This is a genomic window from Promicromonospora alba, from assembly GCF_042654905.1.
In the GTDB taxonomy this organism is placed as follows: Bacteria; Actinomycetota; Actinomycetes; order Actinomycetales; family Cellulomonadaceae; genus Promicromonospora; species Promicromonospora alba.
Window position 1 is genome coordinate 389,591 of record NZ_JBHSFI010000005.1, and the last position, 21,072, is coordinate 410,662.

Genomic DNA, 21,072 nt, shown 5'->3' on the forward strand with positions numbered 1-21,072 from the left:
TGGAACACTTCGAGTCATGCTCGAACTTGCCACCGGAACCGGACTCGCCCTGTCGGCGGGCCTCAACGCATGGATCCCCCTCATCTTCCTCGGGGTGCTCTCGCGCTTCACGGACCTCGTGTCGCTGCCGAGCAGCTGGGCGTGGCTGGAGAACCCCTGGGTCCTCGTGATCCTGACCGTCCTGCTGGTGCTGGAGTTCGTCGCGGACAAGATCCCCGTGCTGGACTCCATCAACGACGTGGTGCAGACGGTCATCCGCCCCACCGCCGGTGGTATCGCCTTCGGCGCCGGCTCCATGTCGGAGACGGCCACGGTCACGGACCCGAGCACGTTCGTGCAGTCGGGCCAGTGGATCCCGATCGTCTCGGGCATCGTCCTGGCGCTCGGCACGCATGCCGCGAAGGCCGGTGGCCGGGTCGTGGCCAACACCGTCTCCGGTGGTACCGCGGCACCGGTCGTCAGCGCCGCGGAAGACGTCACGAGTATCGGACTCGGCTTCCTGTCCGTCCTCGCACCGCTCGCGATCATCCCCGTGATGATCCTGTTCGTGATCGGGGCGATCATGCTGATCCGAAGCCTGGTGAAGCATCGCCGCGCCCGGGCGGCCGGCCACGGCGGCGACGATGCCTACTACGTCTGACATCCGCGAGATCCAGCGCGCCCGGCTCACCTCGGTGGGCCTGGGCACGCTGCGACCGCCCGACGACGCAGACGGCGTGCCCGGCGTCGTCGCCCGGCTGGGCGCCGTCCAGTCCCAGGAGCTGCACTCCTCCGCGTGGGGCGTGGCGCAGCGGCTCGCGAAGCCGGCGACGCTGGCCGAGGTACAGGCCGCGCTGGCCGACGGTTCGATCCTGCGCACGCACATCCTGCGCCCCACCTGGCACTACGTCGCCCCCGGCGACTTCGCGCCCCTGATGACCGTCACGGCGCCCCGGGTGCGCCGGGCGATGCTGTCGGCCGAGCGGCCGCGCGACTTCGACCACTCGCTGCTCCCCCGCCGGCACGCGGTGGTCGCCGAGGCCCTCGCGGACGGCCCGCTGACCCGCAAGGAGATCGGTGCGGCGCTCGCCGAGGCGGAGGGCGCGCCCGTGGACAGCTGGCACCTGGGCCAGATCATGATGCACGCCGAGCTCGACCTGCTGGTCGCGAGCGGCCCCATGCAAGGCAAGCAGGCCACCTACCGGCTGCTCCCCGAGCAGAAGACCTGGGACGAGGACGAGGCGCGCATCCACCTGGTGCGCGCGTACGTGCGCGGGCACGGCCCGTGCCGTGCCGAGGACGCCGCATGGTGGGCCACTCTCACCAAGACGGCGGCTCGCGCGGCGGTGGCCGATGCCGGGCTGACCCGCCACGAGCTGGGCGGCATGACCCTCTGGACCGACGGCGACCTGCCGGAACCCGCTCCCGAAGGCACGGTCCGCCTGCTGTCGGTGTTCGACGAGCTCTTCTGCCACGACTTCAAGGGCTGGCCCCCGCTGACCCAGGAAGACATGCCGAGCCGCTGGCTTTACATGGGGCTCGTAACCGTGGACGGGATGATCGCCGGCGGCTGGTCCCGGGTCCTCAGGGCGCAGAGCGTGGAGATCACGGTCGAGCTCACCGAGGAGCCGACCCCCGGGGTCTGGGCCGCGATCGAGGCCGAGGCTGCGCGGTACGGGGAGTTCTGCGGGCTCGAGCCGACCGTGGTCCGTGGAGCGGTGGGCAAGGGCACCATCGGCTGACGGGTGGCGCAGGGGGCGGCGCAGTCGGCAGACTCCGCGTATGACTCGCATCGCCGTCGAAGGTCAGGCCACCCGTACCCATCCCGCGGAGCGGGGCACCGTCAACCTGCACGTCGCGTTCTCGGGCACCCTCCGGAACGACGTGGTGGAGCAGGTGGCCAGGACGCACACCATCCTCGTGGAGCAGGTGAAGGCGCACGTCTCGACGGGCGCCGCTGAGCGGTGGGACGCGGACTCGGTGCACTCGTACGTCTACGACGACCGGGTCAAGAACTCCCAGACGGGCGGCAAGCAGCGGATCCGCCGGTTCCGTGCCTCGGCGCGGCTGTCGGTCACGTTCCGCGACTTCGAGGTGCTGTCGACCTGGCTCGCCGACGTCATGGACGTCGACGGCGTGGAGGTCGACCGGATCACCTGGAACCTGACCGACGAGACCCGCAAGGCACTCCTGGCTGAGGCCCGGATCGAGGCCGCCGAGGAGACGGCGGTGCGCGCACAGTCGTACGCGGACGCCCTGGGCCTCGGCCCGGTCGCGCCCGTCGCGATCTTCGAGGCGGGCCTGCGCGGTGGCGGCAACGGCGGCGGCGGGCACACCCCGATGTACGCGATGCGCGCAGGGATGATGTCCGACGGCGACGGCGCGCAGGTCGAGCTCCAGCCCAGGGACATCGACGTCGACGTCACGCTGTCCGCCGACTACGAGGCGGGCGCGCCCGCGGAGGGCTGAGGCCTCACGGAGCTGACCATGCACCTGCTGCCAGACCGAGGGTCGGACTGGCAGCAACTGCATGGTCAGCTCCTGAGGCGCCGGGGTCGACAGCTCCCGCTTCGGCACAATGGCAGCGTGCGCCTCGATCTCGACGCCTGCCGGAGCCGGTTCGCCGCGGCCCGGCACGCCTACCTCGCCACCGCCGACGCCGACGGTGCGCCGCACCTCGTGCCGGTGACGTTCGCGCTGCTGAGCGGGGCATGCGGCGCCACAGGTGATGCGCCGCCCGACGCCGGAGCCGGCGCACCGGCGGGCGACGAGATCGTCGTCGCCATCGACCACAAGCCCAAGACCACGCGCGACCTGAAGCGCCTGCGCAACCTCGCCGGTAACCCGCGGGTCGCGTTCCTCGTGGACCGGTACGACGACGACTGGACGCACCTCTGGTGGGTCCGGGCCGACGGCACCGCCACCGTCGAGCACGAGGGCGAGCACCGCGCGGCGGCGCTGGACGCGCTCGCCGCGCGGTACCCGCAGTACCGCGAGCACAGGCCGGACGGCCCGCTGATCAGGGTGCGGGTGACCCGGTGGTCCGGCTGGGCCCACGGCTAGCCGGGCGCGGTCAGGACACCCAGTGGACGAGCTGCCACACGATCCCGTTGGGATCGGCGAACTGGCAGTAGCGCTCGCCCCACGGCTCGGTCTCGGGCGGCGTGACGACCTCGGCCCCGGCGGCGGAGATGCGGGCGAACTCCGTGTCGACGTCCTCCACGACGAACGCGAGGAGCAGGCCCTGACCGGCCGGCCCGGCGATGCGTTCGGGCTTGAAGGAGCCCAGGCCGACCCGCAGGAACACGATGTTGACGCCCGCCGTGGGGTGCGTGAGCGCTACGAACCCGTCCGCGGACATCGTCTCGGTGAAACCGAAGTGCTGCTTCGCGAACTCTGCCGAAGCTGCGACGTCGGGCACGTTGAGGGACAGGGCGGTCTCGGTGATCTTCAAGCTGGCTCCTCGCATCGAATTAACTCTGTACGGCGTACAACGTAGGATGATTGCAGAATGTTCCCGGCCTGTCACACCGATTCTGGAGACCCATGCCCCGCGAGCTGATCGACCTGCTCTGGCGCGACCATCCGGCCGCCCCGCAGGGCGGCACACGCGGCCCGCGGTCGCGCGTCACGACCGGCGCGGTCGTCGATGCCGCCTGCGCGCTGGCGGACGCCGAGGGCCTCGCCACGGTCACGGTCCGGCGCCTCGGCGAAGCCCTGGGCATCTCGACCATGTCGGTGTACACGCACGTGAACGAGCGTGACGACCTGCTCGTCCTGATGGCCGACGCCGCCCACGCGCGCATGCCGCTGCCCGCCTACGGCAACGCCGGCTGGCGTACCCGCGTGCGCCGGGTCGCCGACGCGAACCTGGCCCTCCACCTCGAGCACCCCTGGCTGCTGGAGATCGACGACGAACGCACGGCGTTCGGCCCCGGCACCATCGCCAAGTACGACCACGAGCTGCACGCCCTGGAGGCACTGCCCCTGGACGACGTCGCCCGCGACGCCGCGCTCACCTTCGTGCTCGACTTCGTGCGGGCCGCCGCCCGCGCGCGCCGGCACGACCCGCGGGCCGACGAGATGCCGCAGATCTGGGCCCGGTGGGCCGGCCGGCTCGCCGGGTACCTGGGGGACGACTACCCGCTGGCCCAGCGGGTGGGCGGCGCCGCCGGCGAGGAGATGAACGCGGCATCCAGTCCCGAGCACGCCTGGGAGTTCGGACTGGCGCGCGTGCTCGACTCACTGGCCCCGGCGGTCGACGGACCAGGCGCGTAAGAAGCCGGTAACCAGGCCGTAAGGGTTGTTCGCCGACGAGCGCGCCTAGCGTCGAGCGCATGAGAACACTGCAGCGCGGCGCCACTGCCGCCATAGCCCTGACCTGCGTCTTTACCCTCGCCGCATGCGGCTCGGCCGAAGAGCCGGGAGGAGGAGGCAGCTCCGAGGACATGATGTCGGAGAGCCCGATGGACGACATGTCGGAGTCGCCCATGGACGACGAGATGTCGGAGTCCCCGATGGACGACGAGACGATGGCCGACGCTCTCGACTTCACCGCCACCACCGCGAGCGGCGACACCTTCGAGGGCGCCGACCTCGCGGGGAGCCCCGCCGTCGTCCTCTTCTGGTCCGAGATGTGCGACACCTGCGACGAGACGGCCGCGGCCCTCGCCGACGCCGAAGGCGTCGAGCTGCTCTCCGTCGCCGGCGCGGACAGCGACCCGATGGAGGACCCGCTGGCCGACGTCGACGGCGTCGTCCAGCTCGAGGACGGCATGGGCGACCTCGCCGCACACTTCGGCGTGATGGCCGACGGCGACGTCGTGCTGATCGACGATCAGGGCGAGGTCAAGCACCACGGCCCGATGGACCCGATGGAGCTCCCGGACGAGGTCACGTCCCTCACCATGTGAGCACGTTGAGTGCTGGGTATTTGTCGGCATACCGGACAGGAATCGACAAATATCCAGCACTCAGCTGGTTTCGTCCTCCGAGCGGAGGCGCGGTTCCGTGCGGTTGGTTGGGTTGACGCCCGACTTGTCCTTGTAGAACGCGCGGATCACGTCCATGTCGGCGCCCACGTCGCCGGTGAGCTGGATGTTCGGCCCGAGTCCGGCGACCTTCGCCACGCCGTCGACGTATCCGAGCGTCACCGGGAATCCGGACTTGAGCGCGATCCGGTAGAAGCCCGACTTCCAGTAGCCCGAACCGGCGCCGCGCGTGCCCTCCGGCGTCACGACCAGGTGGAACTCCTCGCCCCGTTCGACGGCCGCGAGAATCTCCTCGACGATGCTCGCCGGGTCCTTCCGGTCGACGGGGATGCCGCCAAGGGACCGCATCAGGCCGGCCATGGGGCCCTTGAACCAGGAGTCCTTGATGAGGAACCGGACCTTGAGATCCATGTCGAACGCGATGGCCAGCATCAGGAAGAAGTCCGTGTTGGACGTGTGCGGCGCGCCGATGAACACCGTGGGCCGGGTCGGGGCGGGTTCCGAGCGCATCCGGTAGCCGGTGACGGCCCAGATCAGTCGTGCGACAGCCCGGCGGATGGTGCGTGACATCGTCGTCCTCGAGTCAAAGGTGGATCGGGTGAAACCTCAGGCAAAAACGCAGAATCTCAATTCTGACAGATCCTGCGCACGCCCAACGACCCGCCCAGCCCGCCCGTTCCCGGCCCGGTGTCAGCGCTTGGGCCTGCGGCCCGGCGTCACGTCCTCGGCGGTGCCCGGGATGGTCTTGTCCGTCGCGTAGCTGCCCGACGGCGCGCTGCCCGACGGCGCGGCCCCCGGCGTCGTGCCGCCCTGCTTCGGGGTGCCCGAGGCGGTGTCCCCGGGGGCGCCCGGCTTCGGCCGGTGCTGCCGGAACCGCTGCACGGCCTTGAACAGGGTCACGCCGGCAACGATGATCGCGATCGCGTCGTCGCCCAGGCCGAGCGGGCCAAGGAAGCTCTCCGACATGAAGTCGATCGGGCTGGCCACGTATCCGGCGCCCGCGATGAACGTCAGGATCTCCTGCCAGGTGAACTTCCTGGGATCCTTGCCGCGCTTCTTCTCGTCGCCCATGCCCGGAAGGTAACGGAGAACCGGGCGACTCGCTAGGTATGTGCGGGTCGCCCGGTTCGTGATGTCTACCTCACTCGACGAGCAGGCTCGGCCGACCCCGCGGTCACACGTCGATCGGGCGCCGGTCCTCCACGAGCCGCGACGTGTAGCCCGCGGCCACGAGGCGGTCGAAGGCGACCACCACGTCGTCCGGCACGTCCTCCTCGCGGGAGATGAAGCCGAGCTCCGCGTACAGCGTGAGGCGCTGCGTCTCGCCGACCAGCATGTCGACCACCCGGTCGGCGTCGCCGTTGGTCCGGAGGTACGCGTCGAGCGGCATCGGACGGGACACGCACAGCACGTCGACGTCGGGCCACACTGCCCGGCACGTCGCGAACGCGCGTCGCTGCTGGTACGGGTGGGAGACGAGCAGCACGGACGACGGCTCGATCCCGTGCTCGGCGAGCAGCTTGCGGCTCAGCTCGAGGTTCTCGCTCGTGTTGGTCGCGGCCGGCTCGACGAGCATTGCGGTGCCCGGCACACCGCGGGCGATGGCGTGGTCGCGGTAGCCGAACGCCTCGCCCTCCGGGAAGGCGTCGATGGTGGTGGGTGCGTTGGCGCCCGTGAAGACGATCTGCCGGAACAGCCCGTCGAGGTAGAGGTCGGCCGTGTAGTCGGCCACGCCGAGGTCGTGACCGCCCAGGCCGATGCAGACGTCGACCGGTCGCGGCTCGTGCTGCAGGTCGTGGAACGACCACAGCGTCTCTACGTCCTCCCGCACTTCGGCGGGGATCATGACGTTCGGCATATGACGACCATATTGCTCGGAGTAATGACCGGCACAACCTGAGTGTGGGTACGCGCCGGGATTCCGTTGTCATGACGCGCTAATTCACTACCAGCAAGAACGTGCGGGCTACGCCCTCCACCGCAGTTCTCGCGCCCCCCGCGCAGACACCCCATAAGGACACAAGGTAACGGACAACAGCGGACCTGCTCTAGCGGTCAGGATCGTCCTCGCCCTCGCTCCTCCCCTCGGCGGTCGTGGCCCCGATGACGTGGTCCTCGAGCTTGCCCGAGAACAGGTCGTAGTACTGCAGGTGCAGGTGGTAGCCGGCGCCCAGCGCGATGCGCCGGATCATGCCGAGCGTGGGCTCCACCTGACCGGACTCGATACGGCTGATCGTCGACGTGGGTACGCCCGCCAGCACTGCCAGCGAACTCATGCTGAGCCCTCGCTCGGCACGGATCCTGACAACGATCTGGGCTGCAGTGGTGAGCAAGACGCCCCTCCCGTCGACGCTCGGCCATCGAAACGTGCCATGACGCACGACAGGGCCTCCCGGAAAGTGAAGATCATTTTTCCGGCAAGCCCTGTGCGACTGACTCTATACGTCTATGGCCGTCGCGGCTCATCGACAGGGCAGGTGTCGCGGATTCCGCCGGGGGTGCCGCTCCGACACGTTGGCCTACTACTCTCAGCCCCCATGGGTACAGCGAGCTCACCGGGTGACGCGGCAGTGCCCCGGCAGTCCGCCGGGCACGGCTCGGGTCGGCGCGGCCAGGCGGCGCGCAGCGTGCGCGCCCTCCTGCAGGAGCACCCCGCGTGGGTGCTGCTGCGGTCGAGGAACGCCGCGGCCGCCGTCGTCCTGCTGGATCGCAACCTCGGGGCCTCCCGCCGCAGGCTGCCCGTGGAGCAGCTCGCCGACCGGATCGACGACGACCTGCCCGAGCTGCGCCGCGCGGGTTTCGAGCTGCCCTACTCCGGCTACTTCTACGTCTCCGAGTGGATCGACGAGGGAGTGCTCGTGCGGCGGCGTGCCGCACAGGTAGCGGGCGAACCGGGCACCGAGACCGTCGAGCTGTCCGACGGCGCTCTGCTCGCCGTCCGCTTCGTCTCCCGGCTGAGCAGACCCCACCCGGCCGTGACGCCGTCCAGGCTCGGCACGATCCTCGACGGCCTGCACACGCTCGCCTCCGATGCCGACCCCGACCCGGAGACACGGCTCGCGTCCCTCCTGGAGCAGCGCGCCGCCCTGGACGCCCGGATCGAGCGGGCCCGCCGGGGCGACTCCGCAGCGCTGCCCCCGGAGTCCGCCGCGGAACGCGCCCGCGAGATCCTCGCCCTGGCCGGCGACATCCCCGCCGACCTGGCCCGGGTCCGGACCGACCTGGAGCGCACGGACCGCGAGCTGCGGCGCCGCCTCCTGGAGTCCGACGGCTCGCGCGACACGTTCCTCGACGACATCTACCGCGGCGTGGACCACCTCGCCGAGTCCGAGGCCGGACGCGGCCTGGTCGCGTTCCGCGACCTCCTGCGACAGGCGGAGCACACGGCGCAGGACGACGTCGGCCGGGTGCTCGACACGGTCCACCTGGCGCCCGCCGAGGCGTCGGCGCTGCGCCGCCTCCTGCCCACGCTGCAGGACGCCGCCGACGAGCTCACCGACACGATGGCCGGCCTGCGCCGCGCGCTGCAGCGCATGGTCCGGTCCGGCGAGCTGCCCGCCGAGCGCGCCCTACGTCGTCTTATCGGCCAGGCGCAGGACGCGGCCCTCGCCGCCGCCCCCGACGTCGCGCCAGGGGCCGAGATGCGCCTCAGGCTGCCGCTGGGCACCGTCGCACCCCGCTCCGTGGGCGGCCTGCAGCCGCACAACCCGGGCGGCGAGGACGCGGAGGCGCCGCCCGCCGCGCCCACTCCCCCGCCCCGGATCGTCTCGCTCACGGCGCTGCGGGCGATGGCGCGCGACTCCGAGATCGACGTGGACGAGCTGCGCGGGCACGTGAACGAGCGGGTCGCGGCAGTGGGTCGGGCCACCGTCGCGTCCGTGCTCGCCGCGCACCCGGCCACCCAGGGCGCCGCGAGCGTGGTCGGCCTGCTGACGCTCGCCGAGCAGAACGGCGTGGCCACCGGAAAGAACGAAGACGTGAACTGGCGGTCCTCGCGCGGTGTCGTGCGACGGGCCGTACTACCCCAGCACCAGTTCGAGGAGCATGTCCCGTGACCGAACCCACCGTGACAGGAACCGGCCAGGCGACGCCCGGCACCACAGACCTCACCAGCGCCCGGCCAGGACGGCCGGCCGGCAGCGGCGCGGCGTCGCCGGGCATCGGGAACGGAGGCGGCCCGGAGACCGGGAGCGACGCCGGCACGGGTGCCCACCTCTGGCCGGGCGACCACGGCACGCTGCCCGCCTCGGCCCGGCTCGCGTTGGCCCGCCTCGTGCGCGGCCCCTACCTGGCCGCCGAGTCCGACCCGGACACCTGGCGTGCGCTCCTGTCGCACGAGGACATGGTCCGCGAACGCCTCTGTGACCAGTACCTCGACCTGGTGGTCGACGCCGACGCACAGGTCGCGTTCGTGCGCGACGTGCCGGCGGCGGACGCACCGCAGGTTGTGCGCGAGCTGACGCTCACCTTCCTCGACACCGCGCTGCTGCTGCACCTGCGTGCCCTGCTGCTGGACTCGCCGGACGGGCGGGTCGCGGTCAGCCGCGACGAGGCGGCCGACCATCTCGGCCAGTACCGGCGGCGCGGCGGGGGCTCGCCCATGGACTTCACGCGGCAGCTGGACGCGACGTGGGCCCGGCTGACCGAGTCGGGCATGCTGGAGCCGCTCAGCGGGGACCGGTGCGTGGTCTCGCCGGTGCTGCGGACCGTATTCGGTGCGGACCAGGTAGCGGCGCTGAGCGCCGAGTACGCACGACTGGCGAAGGAGAGCGCATGAACACGCCCCACCCCGGACAGTGGCGCCTCGCGCGCGTCGAGCTGGTCAACTGGGGCACGTTCTCGGGGCACCACGTGGTGCCGGTCCCCCGCGAGGGGTTCCTGCTCACCGGCCACTCGGGTTCCGGCAAGTCGTCGCTGGTCGACGCCGTCGCGGCGGTCCTGACCCCGCCAGAGCACCTGCGGTTCAACGTGGCCGCTGCCGGCACCGGCGCGACCGAGCGCGAGGCGGGCGACCGCGACGTCGTCTCGTACGTGCGCGGCGCCTGGCGGCACCGGACCGACGAGAGCACGGGCGAGGTGGTGGCCGACCACCTGCGTTCGGGCGCGACGTGGTCGGGCATCCTGCTGCACTACTCGAACGGCACCGACTCGCCGGACTCCGCCGTGACGCTGGTGCGCCTGTTCCACCTGACGCGCGGGTCCTCGGCCCCGTCCATGCTGCACGTGGTGGTGCCGGACGACGTGGGGCTGCTGGAGTTCGAGCGGTACGTCCGGTCCGGGCCCGACGTCGCCGGCGTGACCGGCGCCTGGCCCACTGCGACGGTGAGCGAGCGGCACGGCCCGTTCGCCGCGGCGTTCACGCAGGCGCTCGGGATCGGCTCGGAGCAGGCGCTGGTGCTGCTGCACCGCACCCAGTCGGCGAAGAACCTGGGCAGCCTGGACGACCTGTTCCGCGGGCACATGCTCGACGAGCCCAGCACGTTCGAGCTGGCGGCGCAGGCCGTCGACCAGTTCGCGGACGTGGCGCGGGCCTACGCCGACATCGAGACCTCGCGCCGGCAGATCGAGCACCTGAACCGGCTCGCGTCCCTGACCAAGGCGTACGACGAGGGATCGTCGGCCGGCGTGCGCGCGGCCACGCTGCGCGGGTCGCTGGAGACCTTCAAGGACGCGTGGAAGCTCGACCTGGCGCACGGCGCGCTCGCGGAGGCGCGCGCGGCCGAGGACCGGGCGCAGCACCACCGCCAGGCCGCGGACACCGAGGTGGACGTCGCGGCGAACACCCACCAGCAGGCCGTCAACGTGCTCGGCGCCCGGGGCGGCCAGGCGCTCGCCACGCAGGCCGACCGCCTCCAGCGGGCCGGGGAGATCGCCGCGCTGGTCCGTACCCGGCGCGGCGAGCTCTCCACCGACCTGCAGTCGGTGGGCATGAACATGCCCGAGACGTTCGCGGAGTTCGCGGCGCTCAAGGAGAAGGCCCGGTGGGAGCTCGGCGGCGCGCGGCCGCTGGCCACAGGCTCGGTACCGACGCTGACGGGCGCACTGCCCGCCGTCGCGCCCGCTCATACGCCTGCCCATTCGACGGGGCAGGTGCCAGCCGTCACGGGCCCGGTCCCGTCGGCCGCCGGGGTCGCGACCGGTGCGCTGCCCGCCGTCACCACGGGCGCGATCGCGACCGTCGGGCGGTCGCGCGCGCCCGAGGCGCTCGACACGAAGATCCGGGAGGCGCTGGCGGCGCGCTCCGCCGTCGGGCTGCGGCACGAGGCCGTCGCCACGCGGATCCAGGCGGTACGGCAGACCCAGACGAACGTGCCGGCGGAGCTCGCCACGGCCCGCCGGGCCGTGGCCGAGGCCGCGGGGCTCGAGATCTCCGCGCTCCCGTTCGCGGCCGAGCTGCTGCGCGTCCGGGAGGAGGACGCCGACTGGCGCCCAGTGATCGAGGGGGTGCTGCGGCCGCTGGCCACCGTCGTGCTGGTGGCCCCCGCGCACCGCGCGGCCGTCGCGAGCGCCGTCGGGGCCGGGCCGGGCCTGCGCTACCGCGTGGTCGGCGTGCGCAACGACGCGCCCCGCTCCACGGATGCCGCCTCGCTCGTGCACAAGGTCGAGGTGAAGGACGGCCCGATGTCGGGCTGGCTGCACCGCCGCCTGTCGGAGCAGTACGACTACCTGTGCGTGGACGACCCGTCCGGGCTCGACCGGCACGAGCGTGCGGTGACCCGCGGCGGCCTGATCAAGCACGGGCCCGAGGAGATCGAGCAGCCGCTGCTGCCGGGCGTCGAGGACTGGGCGCTCGGCTGGGACGCCGACGACCGCCTCGACCAGCTCCTGGAGCTCGCCCGCGCAACGCAGGCGCGTCTCGCGGAGGCCGACGCGGCAGTCGCCGACGCCGTCGCCGAGCAGCGTGAGGCCGTACGCCGTCAGCTGACCCTGCGGCACGTGGCCCGCCGCGAGTGGCGCGAGGTGGACATCGAGACCGCCGAGGCCGACCTGACCGACGCCCAGGCGTCGTTCGACAGGCTGCTCGACGGCACGATGGACCTGCTGCAGGCGTCGCAGGACGTCGCAGCGGCCGAGACCCGCCTGGACCAGGCCCGCGCGGCCGCCGCGGTGGCCGCCGACACGCTCGCGGAGGCACGCGCGCACCGCCGCTCCCTGGAGCGCGTGGTCGCCGAGCTCGGTGACGCCCCGACGAACGCCATCCCGCTCGCCCACCGCGAGGAGCTGGAGAAGCGGTACGCCGCCGTCCGCAAGACGGTGACGCACGAGGTGATCGACGACGTCTCGCTCACCGTGTCCCGCACGCTCGACGCGGAGCGGGAGGCCGGGCTGCGCACCTCCGGTGCCGCCGAGCGGGAGATCGTCGGGCTGCTCGCCGAGTTCCGCCGCCGCTGGCCCGCCATCACCCGCGACCTGACGGCGCAGGTCGGCGACCGGTCGCGGTACCTCGAGGTGCTGGAGCGCATCCGCACGTCGCGGCTCCCGGAGCAGGAGGCGCGGTTCTCCGATCTCCTCACCGACCAGGCGCGGCGCGCGCTGCGCAAGCTCGCCGCCGAGATCCGGCAGGCACCCGCGGCGATCCGCGAGCGGATCGTCGGCGTCAACACGTCCCTGCGCCGCTCGCCCTTCGACACCGACCGATACCTGGAGATCCGCGTCAAGGAGCGCCGGCCGGCGGCCGTCGAGGAGTTCCTCGCCACCCTCGACACCCTCACCAGCGACACCGAGCCGGAGTACGAGGTGCTGGAGCGCCTGGTGCGCCGCCTGGGATCGAGCGATCCCGCCGACCGCGCGTGGCGCGCACTGTGCCTCGACACCCGGCGGCACGTGCACTTCACGGGCGTCGAGGTCACGGCGGGCGGCATTGCGCTGGCCGTGCACGACTCCTCCGCCGGCCTCTCCGGCGGCCAGCGGCAGAAGCTCGTCGTGTTCTGCCTGGCCGCCGCCCTGCGGTACCAGCTCGCCGGCGCCTCGGACTCCGCGACGCCCGCCTTCGGCTCGATCCTCCTGGACGAGGCCTTCGACAAGGCCGACACGGCGTTCACCCGCACCGCCATGGACACGTTCGCCGCGTTCGGGTTCCACATGATCCTGGCGACGCCGCTCAAGCTGCTGCAGACCCTCGAGGACTACGTGGGCGGCATCGGCCTCGCGACCTGCCGGGAGATGCGGGAGTCGCGCGTGGACGTGGTCCTGCTGGAGTCCCCGCTGCCCGACGTCGACCCGGTCGCCTCGCCGACCCGGGGCGGGGCGGGTGTTTCTGTACCGGCCAGGACGACGCCGACGCCGGTCATCCCCGCGCGGCCAGCCGAGGGGCCGACGACGGCTGCTGCTCCCCCACCTTCGGTGGGCACAGCTTCGGTGGGCACAGCGCCGACGCCGACCGTCGCTCCGGCGGGTGCCGCTCCGGCGGACGGGTCGTCCGGTGGGTCGACGCCGACCGTCCCGTCAGCAGCGTCGGCGCCCGCCTTCTCTCCGGAGGGCGCCACGTCTGCGGCGGCTCCGGCACCGACAGGTCCGGCACCGGCAGGTCCGCCGCAGGCCAGCCCGTCGCCCGCCGCTCCGCAGCAGGCCGCTCCGGCACCCGCAGCTCCGCCGCAGACCGGTGTGGTGTACCCCGCTGCCCCCGCACCCCGCACGCCGGCTCCCACCGCCGACTCCGGAACGCCCACGCCGCCGCGTGGAGTGCCCGCGGTGCCTCCGCCGCCCACTCCCAGGTCGGAGTCGGGGTCCGAACCGACGTCGGCCACGGACCCAGCCTCGGACTCGAACCCGGCCGCGACGGCAGAACCGGACTCAGGCTCGGCCCCGAACCCGGTATCGGCGTCAGACACCGCTGAGAGCGCCGGACCGGAGCCGGACTGGTCGGTGACCGTCACCCCGGAGGACCGGGACGACACGTCACCGGTCGTCAAGATGACCTCGCGCCGCCCAACCCTGTAGGGCTCGACGGGGCGGTGGCCCCGGCAGCCCAGTGATCCGGCCCGGAATCGAGCGATCTTCGGGCCGAATCACTGGGTACGCCGAGGCCCGACGGGGTCAGCCCGTCACCGGCCGCCGTCCGCCAGGCCGCGGGCGTAGGCCTCGGCCGAGCCCTCGCGGAACAGGTCGTCGGCGCTGCTCCGCACCAGGACGCGGGCACCCGGGCCGTCGTCGGCGGTGACGTGGTGGCCCATGCCGCGCACGACGGCGACCGCACGCCCGCTCGACTTGCCCCGGACCAGCTCGGACGCCGCCGCGATCTCGTCGACGACGGCGGTGACCGTCACGTTGAGCGGGCGGCCGTGGGCGTCGGTGCTGCCACGCAGGTCGTCCGTGGGCGCGATCCCCGCGCAGCCGATCGCTATGTCGACCAGGGCGTCGCGCCACGGCCGGCCGGCCGTGTCCGTGACCACCACGCCGATGTGGCGCAGACCGAGCCGCTGCGTGAGCGCGGCGCGGATCGTGCGCGCCGAGGCGTCCGGGTCGACGGGCAGCAGCAGGACCGTGCCCTCCGGGGTGTTGCTCGCGTCCACACCCGCCGCCGCCATCACCAGGCCGAGCTTGTTCTCGACGATCCGCAGCGGCGGCAGCCCGGGCCGTTGCCGCTGGGCGACCACCCGGACGGTCTCGTCGGTGATCGCCTGCTCGCGGTCGTCGGCGGCCACGACCCGGCCCTCCGCCTTGGACACGATCTTCGAGGTCACCACGACGACGTCGCCGTCCCGCGGCCGGTCCTGCTCGTCCTGGTTCGCCAGGAGGCCGGCGATCAGCTCGCCGAGGTCGTCGCCGGGGCTGATCTCGGGCAGCCCGTCGGGGGCCCAGATGCTGAGTCGTTCCACGGGGACCATCCTCACACCACGACCGCACACCGGAGCGCGGCGTCCGCTTGTGGCCGTTGTATCAAGGCGGTCGACCGTGCCGGCGCGATACCCTGCCAGGCGTCCAGGCCACAGCTGTCTGGTTCAGCTGTGCCTGGTTCGTACTGCGATCGATGGGGGAAGCGTCCGGTGCTGCACGACCCGCCCGCTCAGAGGACGGTTCCCGTACCCGAGCCCGCCGCCCTGCGGTCCGGCGATCCCCGCGCCATCGGGCCGTTCCGGGTCCGGAGCCGGCTGGGCAGCGGCGGCATGGGCGACGTCTACCTCGGGACCGACCGTCGCGGAGAGCAGGTCGCGATCAAGCTGATCCGGGGCGCCCAGCTCCACGACGACGAGTTCCGCGCACGCTTCCGGCGGGAGGTCCGGGCCGCCGCCAAGGTCCGCAGCCGGTTCATCGCGAACCTGGTCGACGCGGATCCCGATGCGGAGCTGCCCTGGCTCGCCACCGACTACGTCCCCGGGCCGACCCTCTCGCAGGCCCTCGCCGCCCAGGGCCCCCTGTCGGAGGACGAGGTGCTGCGCCTGGTCGCCGGGGTCGCCGAGGCGCTGCACGAGATCCACCGCGCCGGCCTGGTGCACCGGGACGTCAAGCCGGCCAACGTGATCCTCGGCCCGGACGGACCGCGCCTGATCGACCTGGGCGTCGTTGCCTCGGTCGGCGCGACCCGGCTCACCATGACCGGGCAGCCGGTCGGGACCCCGATGTACATGGCTCCGGAGCAGGCATCGGGCAACCGGACAACGTCGGCCGCCGACGTGTGGGCGCTCGGCGCGCTGGCGTACTACGCCGCGACCGGGAACCACCTCTTCGAGGGCGACCATCCGGCAGTGGTGCTGTACCGGGTCGCGGCGTCCCCGCCGTCCTACGACGACTGTCCCCCGTACCTGCGCCCGTTCCTCGACGCGCTCCTCGTCAAGGACCCGGACCACCGTCCGACCCTCGACGCCATCCTGCACTCGCTCGGCGCTCCCGAGCCGGCCGGCGCGACACTTCCGCTGGTCAAGCCGGGGCGCGTGCGCGGCGCCGGACGTCGCGCACGACGGAGCGACGTACTGCGGAGCGACGGACACCGAAGCCGTCACCGACGGCCCCTGGTGGTCCTGAGCTCGGTGGCCGCCGGGACGGCGGTGCTGGCAGGGGCCGCGTTCGGCGTCTGGAGCTCGCTCACGGACGACGATCGGGAGCCCGCCGGTACGGAGCAGACACTGACGCCGCCGCCGCAGAGCAGCCCGAGCCCGGTCCAGCTGGTCGCCGACGGCACCCGGGATCATCCCTGGCCGCAGGGAGACGCCAAACATCTGGACGCCGGCTCGTGCTGGATCGCCAACGTGATCGGGGTGGAGGGGCGGCAGGCCACGCTGACGCTCGCGTGCGACCAGACGGGGACGGAGGTGTACGGCAACCCGACGCCGCACGCGCATCTCGGGATCTACGCCGTCGGGCCGGACGGAAAAGCAGTGAAGAGCATGCCCGCGGACGCGGCGGCGGAGGACACGTTCTGGACGCAAGGCAACCTCATGGACGCCAACCCGGTGACCGTCACGGTGACGCTGCCCGACGTCGGTACGCTGCTCGCGGTCGAGGTGAAGCAGGAAAAGTACGGCTACGGCTACCACTGGGCCGCCACGAGCTGACGTCCGGAGGTCTCCCCTCCGACCACGAGCAGCGCGTCACCGCACCAGCTTGGGCAGCACCTCTCGGCCGAACGTCTCGATCCACTCGCGCTGGTTGCGGCCCACGTTGTGCAGGTAGATGCGGTCGAACCCGAGGTCCACGTACCGCTGGATCGACGCCCGGTGCTCGTCCGGGTCGGCGGAGATCAGCACGCGCCCCTCGAAGTCCTCGGGGCGCACCATCCGCGCGAGCTGCGCGAAGTCGTGCGGCGAGCGGATGTCGGACCGCGGGAACCGCATGCCGCCCACCGGCCATTCGGTCAGGGCGTTGGCCACCGCCTCGTCGTGCGTGGGCGCCCAGGAGAGGTGTAGCTGCAGCGCCTTCGGCATGCGCCCCGGGTCACGGCCGGACTCGCGGGCGCCGTCGGCGAACCGGGTCAGCAGCGACGCCATCCGGTCGAGGGGCGCGGCCTGCGTGATCAGGCCGTCCGCCGTCCGCCCCGCACGACGAGCGGTGACCGGACCCGCCGTCGCGACCAGGATCTCCGGGGCCTCCGCCGGCATGGTCCACAGCCGCGTCGACTCCAGCTTGAAGTACGTTCCCGCGTGCTTCACGTCGCGTCCGGCCAGCGATGCGGCGAACAGCTTCTTGATGATCTCCACCGCCTCGAACATGCGGTTGATGCGCTCGGCGGCCTCCGGCCAGTAGCCGCCGACCACGTGCTCGTTGAGCGCCTCCCCCGAGCCGACACCCAGCCAGTGCCGGCCCGGGTTCATCGCCGCGAGCGTCGCCGACGCCTGGGCGACCACCGCGGGGTGCCACCGGAACGTCGGCGCCGTCACGGGGCCCAGGTCGCCCGTGGTGTGCTCCGCGGCCGCGGCGAGCACGTTCCAGACGAAGCCCGCCTGCCCCTGGGCAGGGGTCCAGGGCTGGAAGTGGTCCGCGGCCATGACGCCGGAAAAGCCGTGCGCCTCAGCGAACGCCGCCAGTTCCACCGCCTCCCGGGGCGCGAACTGCTCGAGCATCGCGGCATAGCCGATGGTCACCACCCGGACAGCCTAGACGGCGGGGGCTTGGTTCAGAGGGTGGCCTTGAGCACCCGTTCGGTGAGTGCCTGGGAGGCCGCGAGGAGGTCGGGGGTGATCGCGCCGGTCAGGGCGTCCGACGGCTTGCACTCCGGGTCGAGGACGACGCCGGTCCGGTCCGCCAGCGACGGGTCGGTGGCGGCGAACACCACCGAACGGGCGGCCTCGGCGGCGGGGCGCTGCAGGTCGAGGATCTGCTGCCAGTGGGGACGCAGGGCCGGCGGCAGGATCTCGGGGGTCATCTCCGCGGCGTTGGGCGTGGCCGCGGCCCCGGGATCCGCCGCGAACACCGAGACGCCGGTGCCCCGCAGCCGTTCGGCCAGGTCCAGGGTGTACGCGAGATGGGCGAGCTTGGCCCGGCCGGAGACGGCCATGCCGTAGTACTCGTCCGGTTCGACGTCGTCGTAGACGGGCGGCCCGGTCAGGGTGCCGATGGACGACGACGTGACGCCGACGATCCGGCTCGGGCCGCCGGCGCGCAGCGCGTCCAGCAGCGCCTCGGTCAGCACTGTCGGGGACAGGTGGTTGACCGTGAAGCTCGCCTCGATGCCGTCGGCCGTCTCCCGGCGTTCGGACCACATGCCGCCGACGTTGTTCACCAGGAGCCGGAGCGGGCCCTCGGCGGCGAGCCGTTCGCCCAGCGCGCGGACCTCGGCGAGCACCGAGAGGTCCGCCTGGACGAATCGCGCGCCGCCCATCCGGCGGGCTGCCTCTGGTCCGTGCACCGCGTCGCGGCCCACCACGGTCACCGCGTAACCGCGCTCGACCAGCTGCCGCGCCACCTCCGCGCCGATCCCGCGGGTGCCCGCGGTAACTACTGCGTTCTGCGCCATCATTCTCTCCTTGTGCTGGATGCAGGCCGGTCGGCCGGCCCTGCATCCAGCACACCGGAGTCGCGAGAAATGATCCAAGGCCCACGTGGCATGGGGGTATGCCCTGGCGGCATGGCTCCTGGGCATGCGATGCTCACGCCGTGACACCGGATGTCGATCTCAAGCACATGCGCTACTTCGTGGCGGTGGCGGACGAGGGCACGTTCACCCGCGCCGCGGAACGGCTGGGGATGACGCAGCCCGCGTTGTCCCGGGCGATCCGCGCGCTGGAGCACGCCATCGGGTCCACGCTCTTCGTGCGGCAGCCCCAAGGAGTCGCGCTCACCGAGGCCGGGCGGCAGTTCAGCGGAGATGCCCGCGTCGTCGTCGAGGCGGCCGAGGCCGCGCTGGCCCGGGCGACGAGATTCGGGCGGGAGGAGCCGCACCTGCGCGTGACGGCCCGCGCGTGCGACGTCGAACCCCTGCGGCGTCTGGTGGACTCCTACAACGAGCGCTACCCGGACGAGCTGCCCGCTCGGGCGGCGATAGTCGAGGTCGGTGCCCAGGCCGGCGAGCTGCGTGCGGGAGCCGCGGACGTGGCGCTGCTCCGCAGCCCGTTCGACCACCGGGGCCTGGACAGCGACCTCATCAGCGCGGTTCCGCGGGTTGCCGTGCTGCCCGGGTCCCATCGGCTGGCCGGGCGGGACGTCGTCCACCGGAGCGAGCTGGCGGGCGAGGCGTTCCCGGTCTGGCCGGACCTCCCGCCGGCCGCCATGGCGTTCTGGACCGGGACAGACCTGGAGCACCACGACTGGCGGCCCGGTCCGGTGGTGCACGACGCCGCCCAGTACACCGGCAGCATCCGCCTCGGTCAGGCCGTGGGCTTCATGCCGAGCACCCACGTGCCCGAGCGGCCGACGGACGGCACGGTGGTCGTGCCGGTCATCGGCCTCTCGGTCAGTGAGCTCCGGGTCGCATGGGCGTGCACCGCTACGTCGCCCGACGTGGCGAGGTTCGTGCGGCACACGACCGAGCAGGCTACGGAAGCCGGCCGTGCGCTCGAAGGGTCTGCAGCGCTCCGAGGGTGACGATGCCGCGCCAGTCCACGGTCTGCCCCGGTGACCAGTGCAGGAAGTCGAAGTCCCAGCCGCCGTCGTCCAGCTGCTCGCTCTCCAGCCGGTCGAGCTCCGCCGAGATCTGGTCCGCGGAGAACAGCGCCCGGCTGGGCGCACCGGGCCTCGCGGACAGGTCCAGCGGCCTGAGCTTCTCGTCGTTCTGCCCGCCATCGACGGGGATGGTGCCGTCGGCGCGCAGGAGCGGCCGGATCCGCTCGATCGCGGCGGCCGCGCGGTCCGGCTCGGGCACGGCGTCGAGGAAGTGGACGGCGAACTCGACGGTGTACCCGCCCACGAGGGCTTCTTCCCCCTCGATCTGTCCCCAGCACCACGCGGTCGCGGCGTCGAGGAACGGGTGGTTCACGCCCAGCTCCCACAGGTGGCCCGCGATCGCGTACGTGAGGAGTCCGTTGTCGCTCGGCTCCCCCATCCACGGCGCTGCCGGGTAGCCGACGCCGGTCGGGAGCACGTGCGGCACCCGCCCATCGGGCAGTGCGACGGACGCCAGCCAGTCGGCGGTCTCGGTGACCAGAGGCGCCACCGCCGGGTCGGCGGCGGTCCCCAGCTCGGCGAGCACCTCGAGCGCGGTCAGCGCGCTCGAGACCTGGCTGTCCGGCCCGCGCAGGTCTGGCTCCAGGGCGTGGCCCCACCCGCCGTCGTCGTTCCGGTAAGGACGCAGGGCGTCCAGGACACGGCTGCCCGGTGCGCCGTCGAACAGCACCGCGAGGCGGTGCCGCTCCAGCAGCCGGGCGTCGTCGTAGATGAACCGCCTCGCGGCTCCGATGTCGATTCTCGTTGTTGCGCTCATGGCTTCGACGCTAGGCGGCCGTCAGGGCGGCGTCTTCCAGAAAACGGACGGGTGTGAGGCCGGTCAGCCGGCGCACCTCGTCGGACATGTGCGCCTGGCTCGCGTACCCGGCAGTGGCCGCACGGTCCGCGAGGGACGACGGCGCACCCGCGGACAGGCAGATCAGCCGCCGCAGCCGGGCGACCCGCCCCAGCATCTTGGGCCCGTAGCCGACCGCGTCCACGGTCCGGCGATGCAGGTGCCGCTCACTCACGCCCAGGTCCTGGGCGACGCCGGAGATCCGCGAGCCCGGGACCCCGAGCCGCCGTGCGGCCGCCGCGACGAGCCCGTCCCGTTCGGCTCCTCGCCGCAGCACCGTGCGGGCGAGCAGGTCCAGCCGCCCCGCTGGGTCCGCCGCGCTGAGCGCGTCGGCGAGCGCCGGGCCGACGTCGGGCCAGACGTCGGCGAGCGGTACCCGCAGGTCGCGCACCTCCGAGGCAGGGATGCCGAGGACGGCGCCCGCCGCGCCCGGCCGGAGCCGGATGCCGCTGGTCCGTGCCGACGCCGCCGTGGCGTGCGACCGGGCGACCACCGGGCCCGTGTCCGCGCCGACGACCACGAGCTCTCCCTCGAGCCGGACCAGGTCGACACAACCGTCGGGGATGATCCGCTGCTCGTGGTCAGGCGGCAGGTCGTGCTCCCACAGGCAGGCCACCACCGGCAGCAGGCCGGTGGGCGGTGCGAGCTCGCGGTAGGTCACGAGATCCACGCTACGTCGACCCTCTGACACCCACATCAGGTTGGACCACGGGGCCGCAGGAGCCACCCTGG

At 72.8% G+C, this 21,072-nt stretch carries 21 protein-coding genes; 11 read left to right on the forward strand and 10 right to left on the reverse strand.

Annotated features, from left to right (window positions below; translation table 11 throughout):
• Positions 1-16 precede the first annotated feature (16 nt).
• The 4 genes from ACFO6V_RS16765 to ACFO6V_RS16780 all read left to right on the forward strand — a co-directional run bounded on the left by ACFO6V_RS16765 (position 17) and on the right by ACFO6V_RS16780 (position 3,042).
• Positions 17-640 carry a DUF4126 domain-containing protein gene (locus tag ACFO6V_RS16765; RefSeq protein ID WP_377137109.1) on the forward strand — a complete coding sequence of 208 codons (624 nt, stop codon included), beginning with the start codon at positions 17-19 and terminating at the stop codon, positions 638-640.
• Positions 624-1,721: a winged helix DNA-binding domain-containing protein gene (locus tag ACFO6V_RS16770; RefSeq protein ID WP_377137111.1), complete on the forward strand. Its 1,098-nt coding sequence runs from the start codon at positions 624-626 to the stop codon at positions 1,719-1,721. Before ACFO6V_RS16765 ends, ACFO6V_RS16770 begins: the two co-directional genes overlap by 17 nt.
• Before the next feature lie 40 nt (positions 1,722-1,761).
• Complete coding sequence (locus ACFO6V_RS16775; protein WP_377137113.1) at positions 1,762-2,448, forward strand: SIMPL domain-containing protein; 687 nt, start codon at positions 1,762-1,764, stop codon at positions 2,446-2,448.
• A 117-nt stretch (positions 2,449-2,565) separates the two neighbouring features.
• Positions 2,566-3,042: a TIGR03668 family PPOX class F420-dependent oxidoreductase gene (locus ACFO6V_RS16780; RefSeq protein ID WP_377137115.1), complete on the forward strand. Its 477-nt coding sequence runs from the start codon at positions 2,566-2,568 to the stop codon at positions 3,040-3,042.
• Between the two features lie 10 nt (positions 3,043-3,052).
• Here ACFO6V_RS16780 and ACFO6V_RS16785 read toward each other — a convergent pair whose 3' ends face one another.
• On the reverse strand, positions 3,053-3,433 hold the full coding sequence (locus ACFO6V_RS16785) for a VOC family protein (RefSeq protein ID WP_377137117.1): 381 nt from the start codon (positions 3,431-3,433) through the stop codon (positions 3,053-3,055).
• Between the two features lie 92 nt (positions 3,434-3,525).
• Here ACFO6V_RS16785 and ACFO6V_RS16790 point away from each other — a divergent pair, with 92 nt between their 5' ends.
• Entirely contained in the window at positions 3,526-4,257 is a 732-nt protein-coding gene (locus tag ACFO6V_RS16790) for a TetR/AcrR family transcriptional regulator (RefSeq protein WP_377137119.1), read from the forward strand.
• A 59-nt stretch (positions 4,258-4,316) separates the two neighbouring features.
• Complete coding sequence (locus ACFO6V_RS16795; protein WP_377137121.1) at positions 4,317-4,892, forward strand: redoxin domain-containing protein; 576 nt, start codon at positions 4,317-4,319, stop codon at positions 4,890-4,892.
• Between the two features lie 60 nt (positions 4,893-4,952).
• Here ACFO6V_RS16795 and ACFO6V_RS16800 read toward each other — a convergent pair whose 3' ends face one another.
• From ACFO6V_RS16800 to ACFO6V_RS16815, 4 genes are all read right to left on the reverse strand, one after another.
• Positions 4,953-5,540, reverse strand: coding sequence for a 1-acyl-sn-glycerol-3-phosphate acyltransferase (locus ACFO6V_RS16800; RefSeq protein WP_377137123.1), 588 nt, complete (start codon positions 5,538-5,540; stop codon positions 4,953-4,955).
• 120 nt (positions 5,541-5,660) lie between these two features.
• Positions 5,661-6,041: a DUF1232 domain-containing protein gene (locus ACFO6V_RS16805; RefSeq protein WP_377137125.1), complete on the reverse strand. Its 381-nt coding sequence runs from the start codon at positions 6,039-6,041 to the stop codon at positions 5,661-5,663.
• A 103-nt stretch (positions 6,042-6,144) separates the two neighbouring features.
• Positions 6,145-6,828 carry a YdcF family protein gene (locus tag ACFO6V_RS16810; protein ID WP_377137127.1) on the reverse strand — a complete coding sequence of 228 codons (684 nt, stop codon included), beginning with the start codon at positions 6,826-6,828 and terminating at the stop codon, positions 6,145-6,147.
• Between the two features lie 190 nt (positions 6,829-7,018).
• Positions 7,019-7,351 carry a helix-turn-helix domain-containing protein gene (locus ACFO6V_RS16815; protein WP_377137129.1) on the reverse strand — a complete coding sequence of 111 codons (333 nt, stop codon included), beginning with the start codon at positions 7,349-7,351 and terminating at the stop codon, positions 7,019-7,021.
• 156 nt (positions 7,352-7,507) lie between these two features.
• On the opposite strand from ACFO6V_RS16815, the gene ACFO6V_RS16820 reads away from it, so the two are divergent.
• Genes ACFO6V_RS16820 through ACFO6V_RS16830 form a run of 3 tightly spaced genes read left to right on the forward strand, consistent with a single transcriptional unit; the run spans position 7,508 to position 13,910 of the window.
• A complete protein-coding gene (locus ACFO6V_RS16820; RefSeq protein ID WP_377137131.1) occupies positions 7,508-9,025 on the forward strand; it encodes a DUF3375 domain-containing protein in 1,518 nt (505 codons plus the stop codon).
• Positions 9,022-9,747, forward strand: a complete 726-nt coding sequence (locus ACFO6V_RS16825; RefSeq protein ID WP_377137133.1) for a DUF4194 domain-containing protein — start codon at positions 9,022-9,024, stop codon at positions 9,745-9,747. Before ACFO6V_RS16820 ends, ACFO6V_RS16825 begins: the two co-directional genes overlap by 4 nt.
• Positions 9,744-13,910 carry an ATP-binding protein gene (locus ACFO6V_RS16830; protein WP_377137135.1) on the forward strand — a complete coding sequence of 1,389 codons (4,167 nt, stop codon included), beginning with the start codon at positions 9,744-9,746 and terminating at the stop codon, positions 13,908-13,910. Before ACFO6V_RS16825 ends, ACFO6V_RS16830 begins: the two co-directional genes overlap by 4 nt.
• Positions 13,911-14,014: 104 nt before the next feature.
• On the opposite strand, the gene cofE is transcribed toward ACFO6V_RS16830, so the two are convergent.
• Complete coding sequence (cofE, locus tag ACFO6V_RS16835) at positions 14,015-14,797, reverse strand: coenzyme F420-0:L-glutamate ligase (protein ID WP_377137137.1); 783 nt, start codon at positions 14,795-14,797, stop codon at positions 14,015-14,017.
• Positions 14,798-14,956: 159 nt separating this feature from the next.
• Between cofE and ACFO6V_RS16840 the strand changes: the two genes are divergently transcribed.
• Entirely contained in the window at positions 14,957-16,462 is a 1,506-nt protein-coding gene (locus tag ACFO6V_RS16840) for a protein kinase domain-containing protein (RefSeq protein ID WP_377137139.1), read from the forward strand.
• Between the two features lie 36 nt (positions 16,463-16,498).
• Here the strand turns inward: ACFO6V_RS16840 and ACFO6V_RS16845 are convergent, their stop codons facing one another.
• Together ACFO6V_RS16845 and ACFO6V_RS16850 are read right to left on the reverse strand one after the other, a co-directional pair.
• Positions 16,499-17,491 (reverse strand): TIGR03557 family F420-dependent LLM class oxidoreductase, encoded by a 993-nt coding sequence (locus tag ACFO6V_RS16845; RefSeq protein WP_377137141.1) that lies wholly within the window; start codon positions 17,489-17,491, stop codon positions 16,499-16,501.
• Positions 17,492-17,520: 29 nt separating this feature from the next.
• A complete protein-coding gene (locus tag ACFO6V_RS16850) occupies positions 17,521-18,360 on the reverse strand; it encodes an SDR family NAD(P)-dependent oxidoreductase (protein ID WP_377137143.1) in 840 nt (279 codons plus the stop codon).
• A 140-nt stretch (positions 18,361-18,500) separates the two neighbouring features.
• Between ACFO6V_RS16850 and ACFO6V_RS16855 the strand changes: the two genes are divergently transcribed.
• A complete protein-coding gene (locus tag ACFO6V_RS16855; protein ID WP_377137145.1) occupies positions 18,501-19,427 on the forward strand; it encodes a LysR family transcriptional regulator in 927 nt (308 codons plus the stop codon).
• Here the strand turns inward: ACFO6V_RS16855 and ACFO6V_RS16860 are convergent.
• Together ACFO6V_RS16860 and ACFO6V_RS16865 are read right to left on the reverse strand one after the other, a co-directional pair.
• Positions 19,378-20,262: a hypothetical protein gene (locus ACFO6V_RS16860; RefSeq protein WP_377137147.1), complete on the reverse strand. Its 885-nt coding sequence runs from the start codon at positions 20,260-20,262 to the stop codon at positions 19,378-19,380. The genes ACFO6V_RS16855 and ACFO6V_RS16860 overlap by 50 nt on opposite strands.
• A 10-nt stretch (positions 20,263-20,272) precedes the next feature.
• On the reverse strand, positions 20,273-21,010 hold the full coding sequence (locus ACFO6V_RS16865) for an AraC family transcriptional regulator (RefSeq protein ID WP_377137149.1): 738 nt from the start codon (positions 21,008-21,010) through the stop codon (positions 20,273-20,275).
• Positions 21,011-21,072 lie beyond the last annotated feature (62 nt).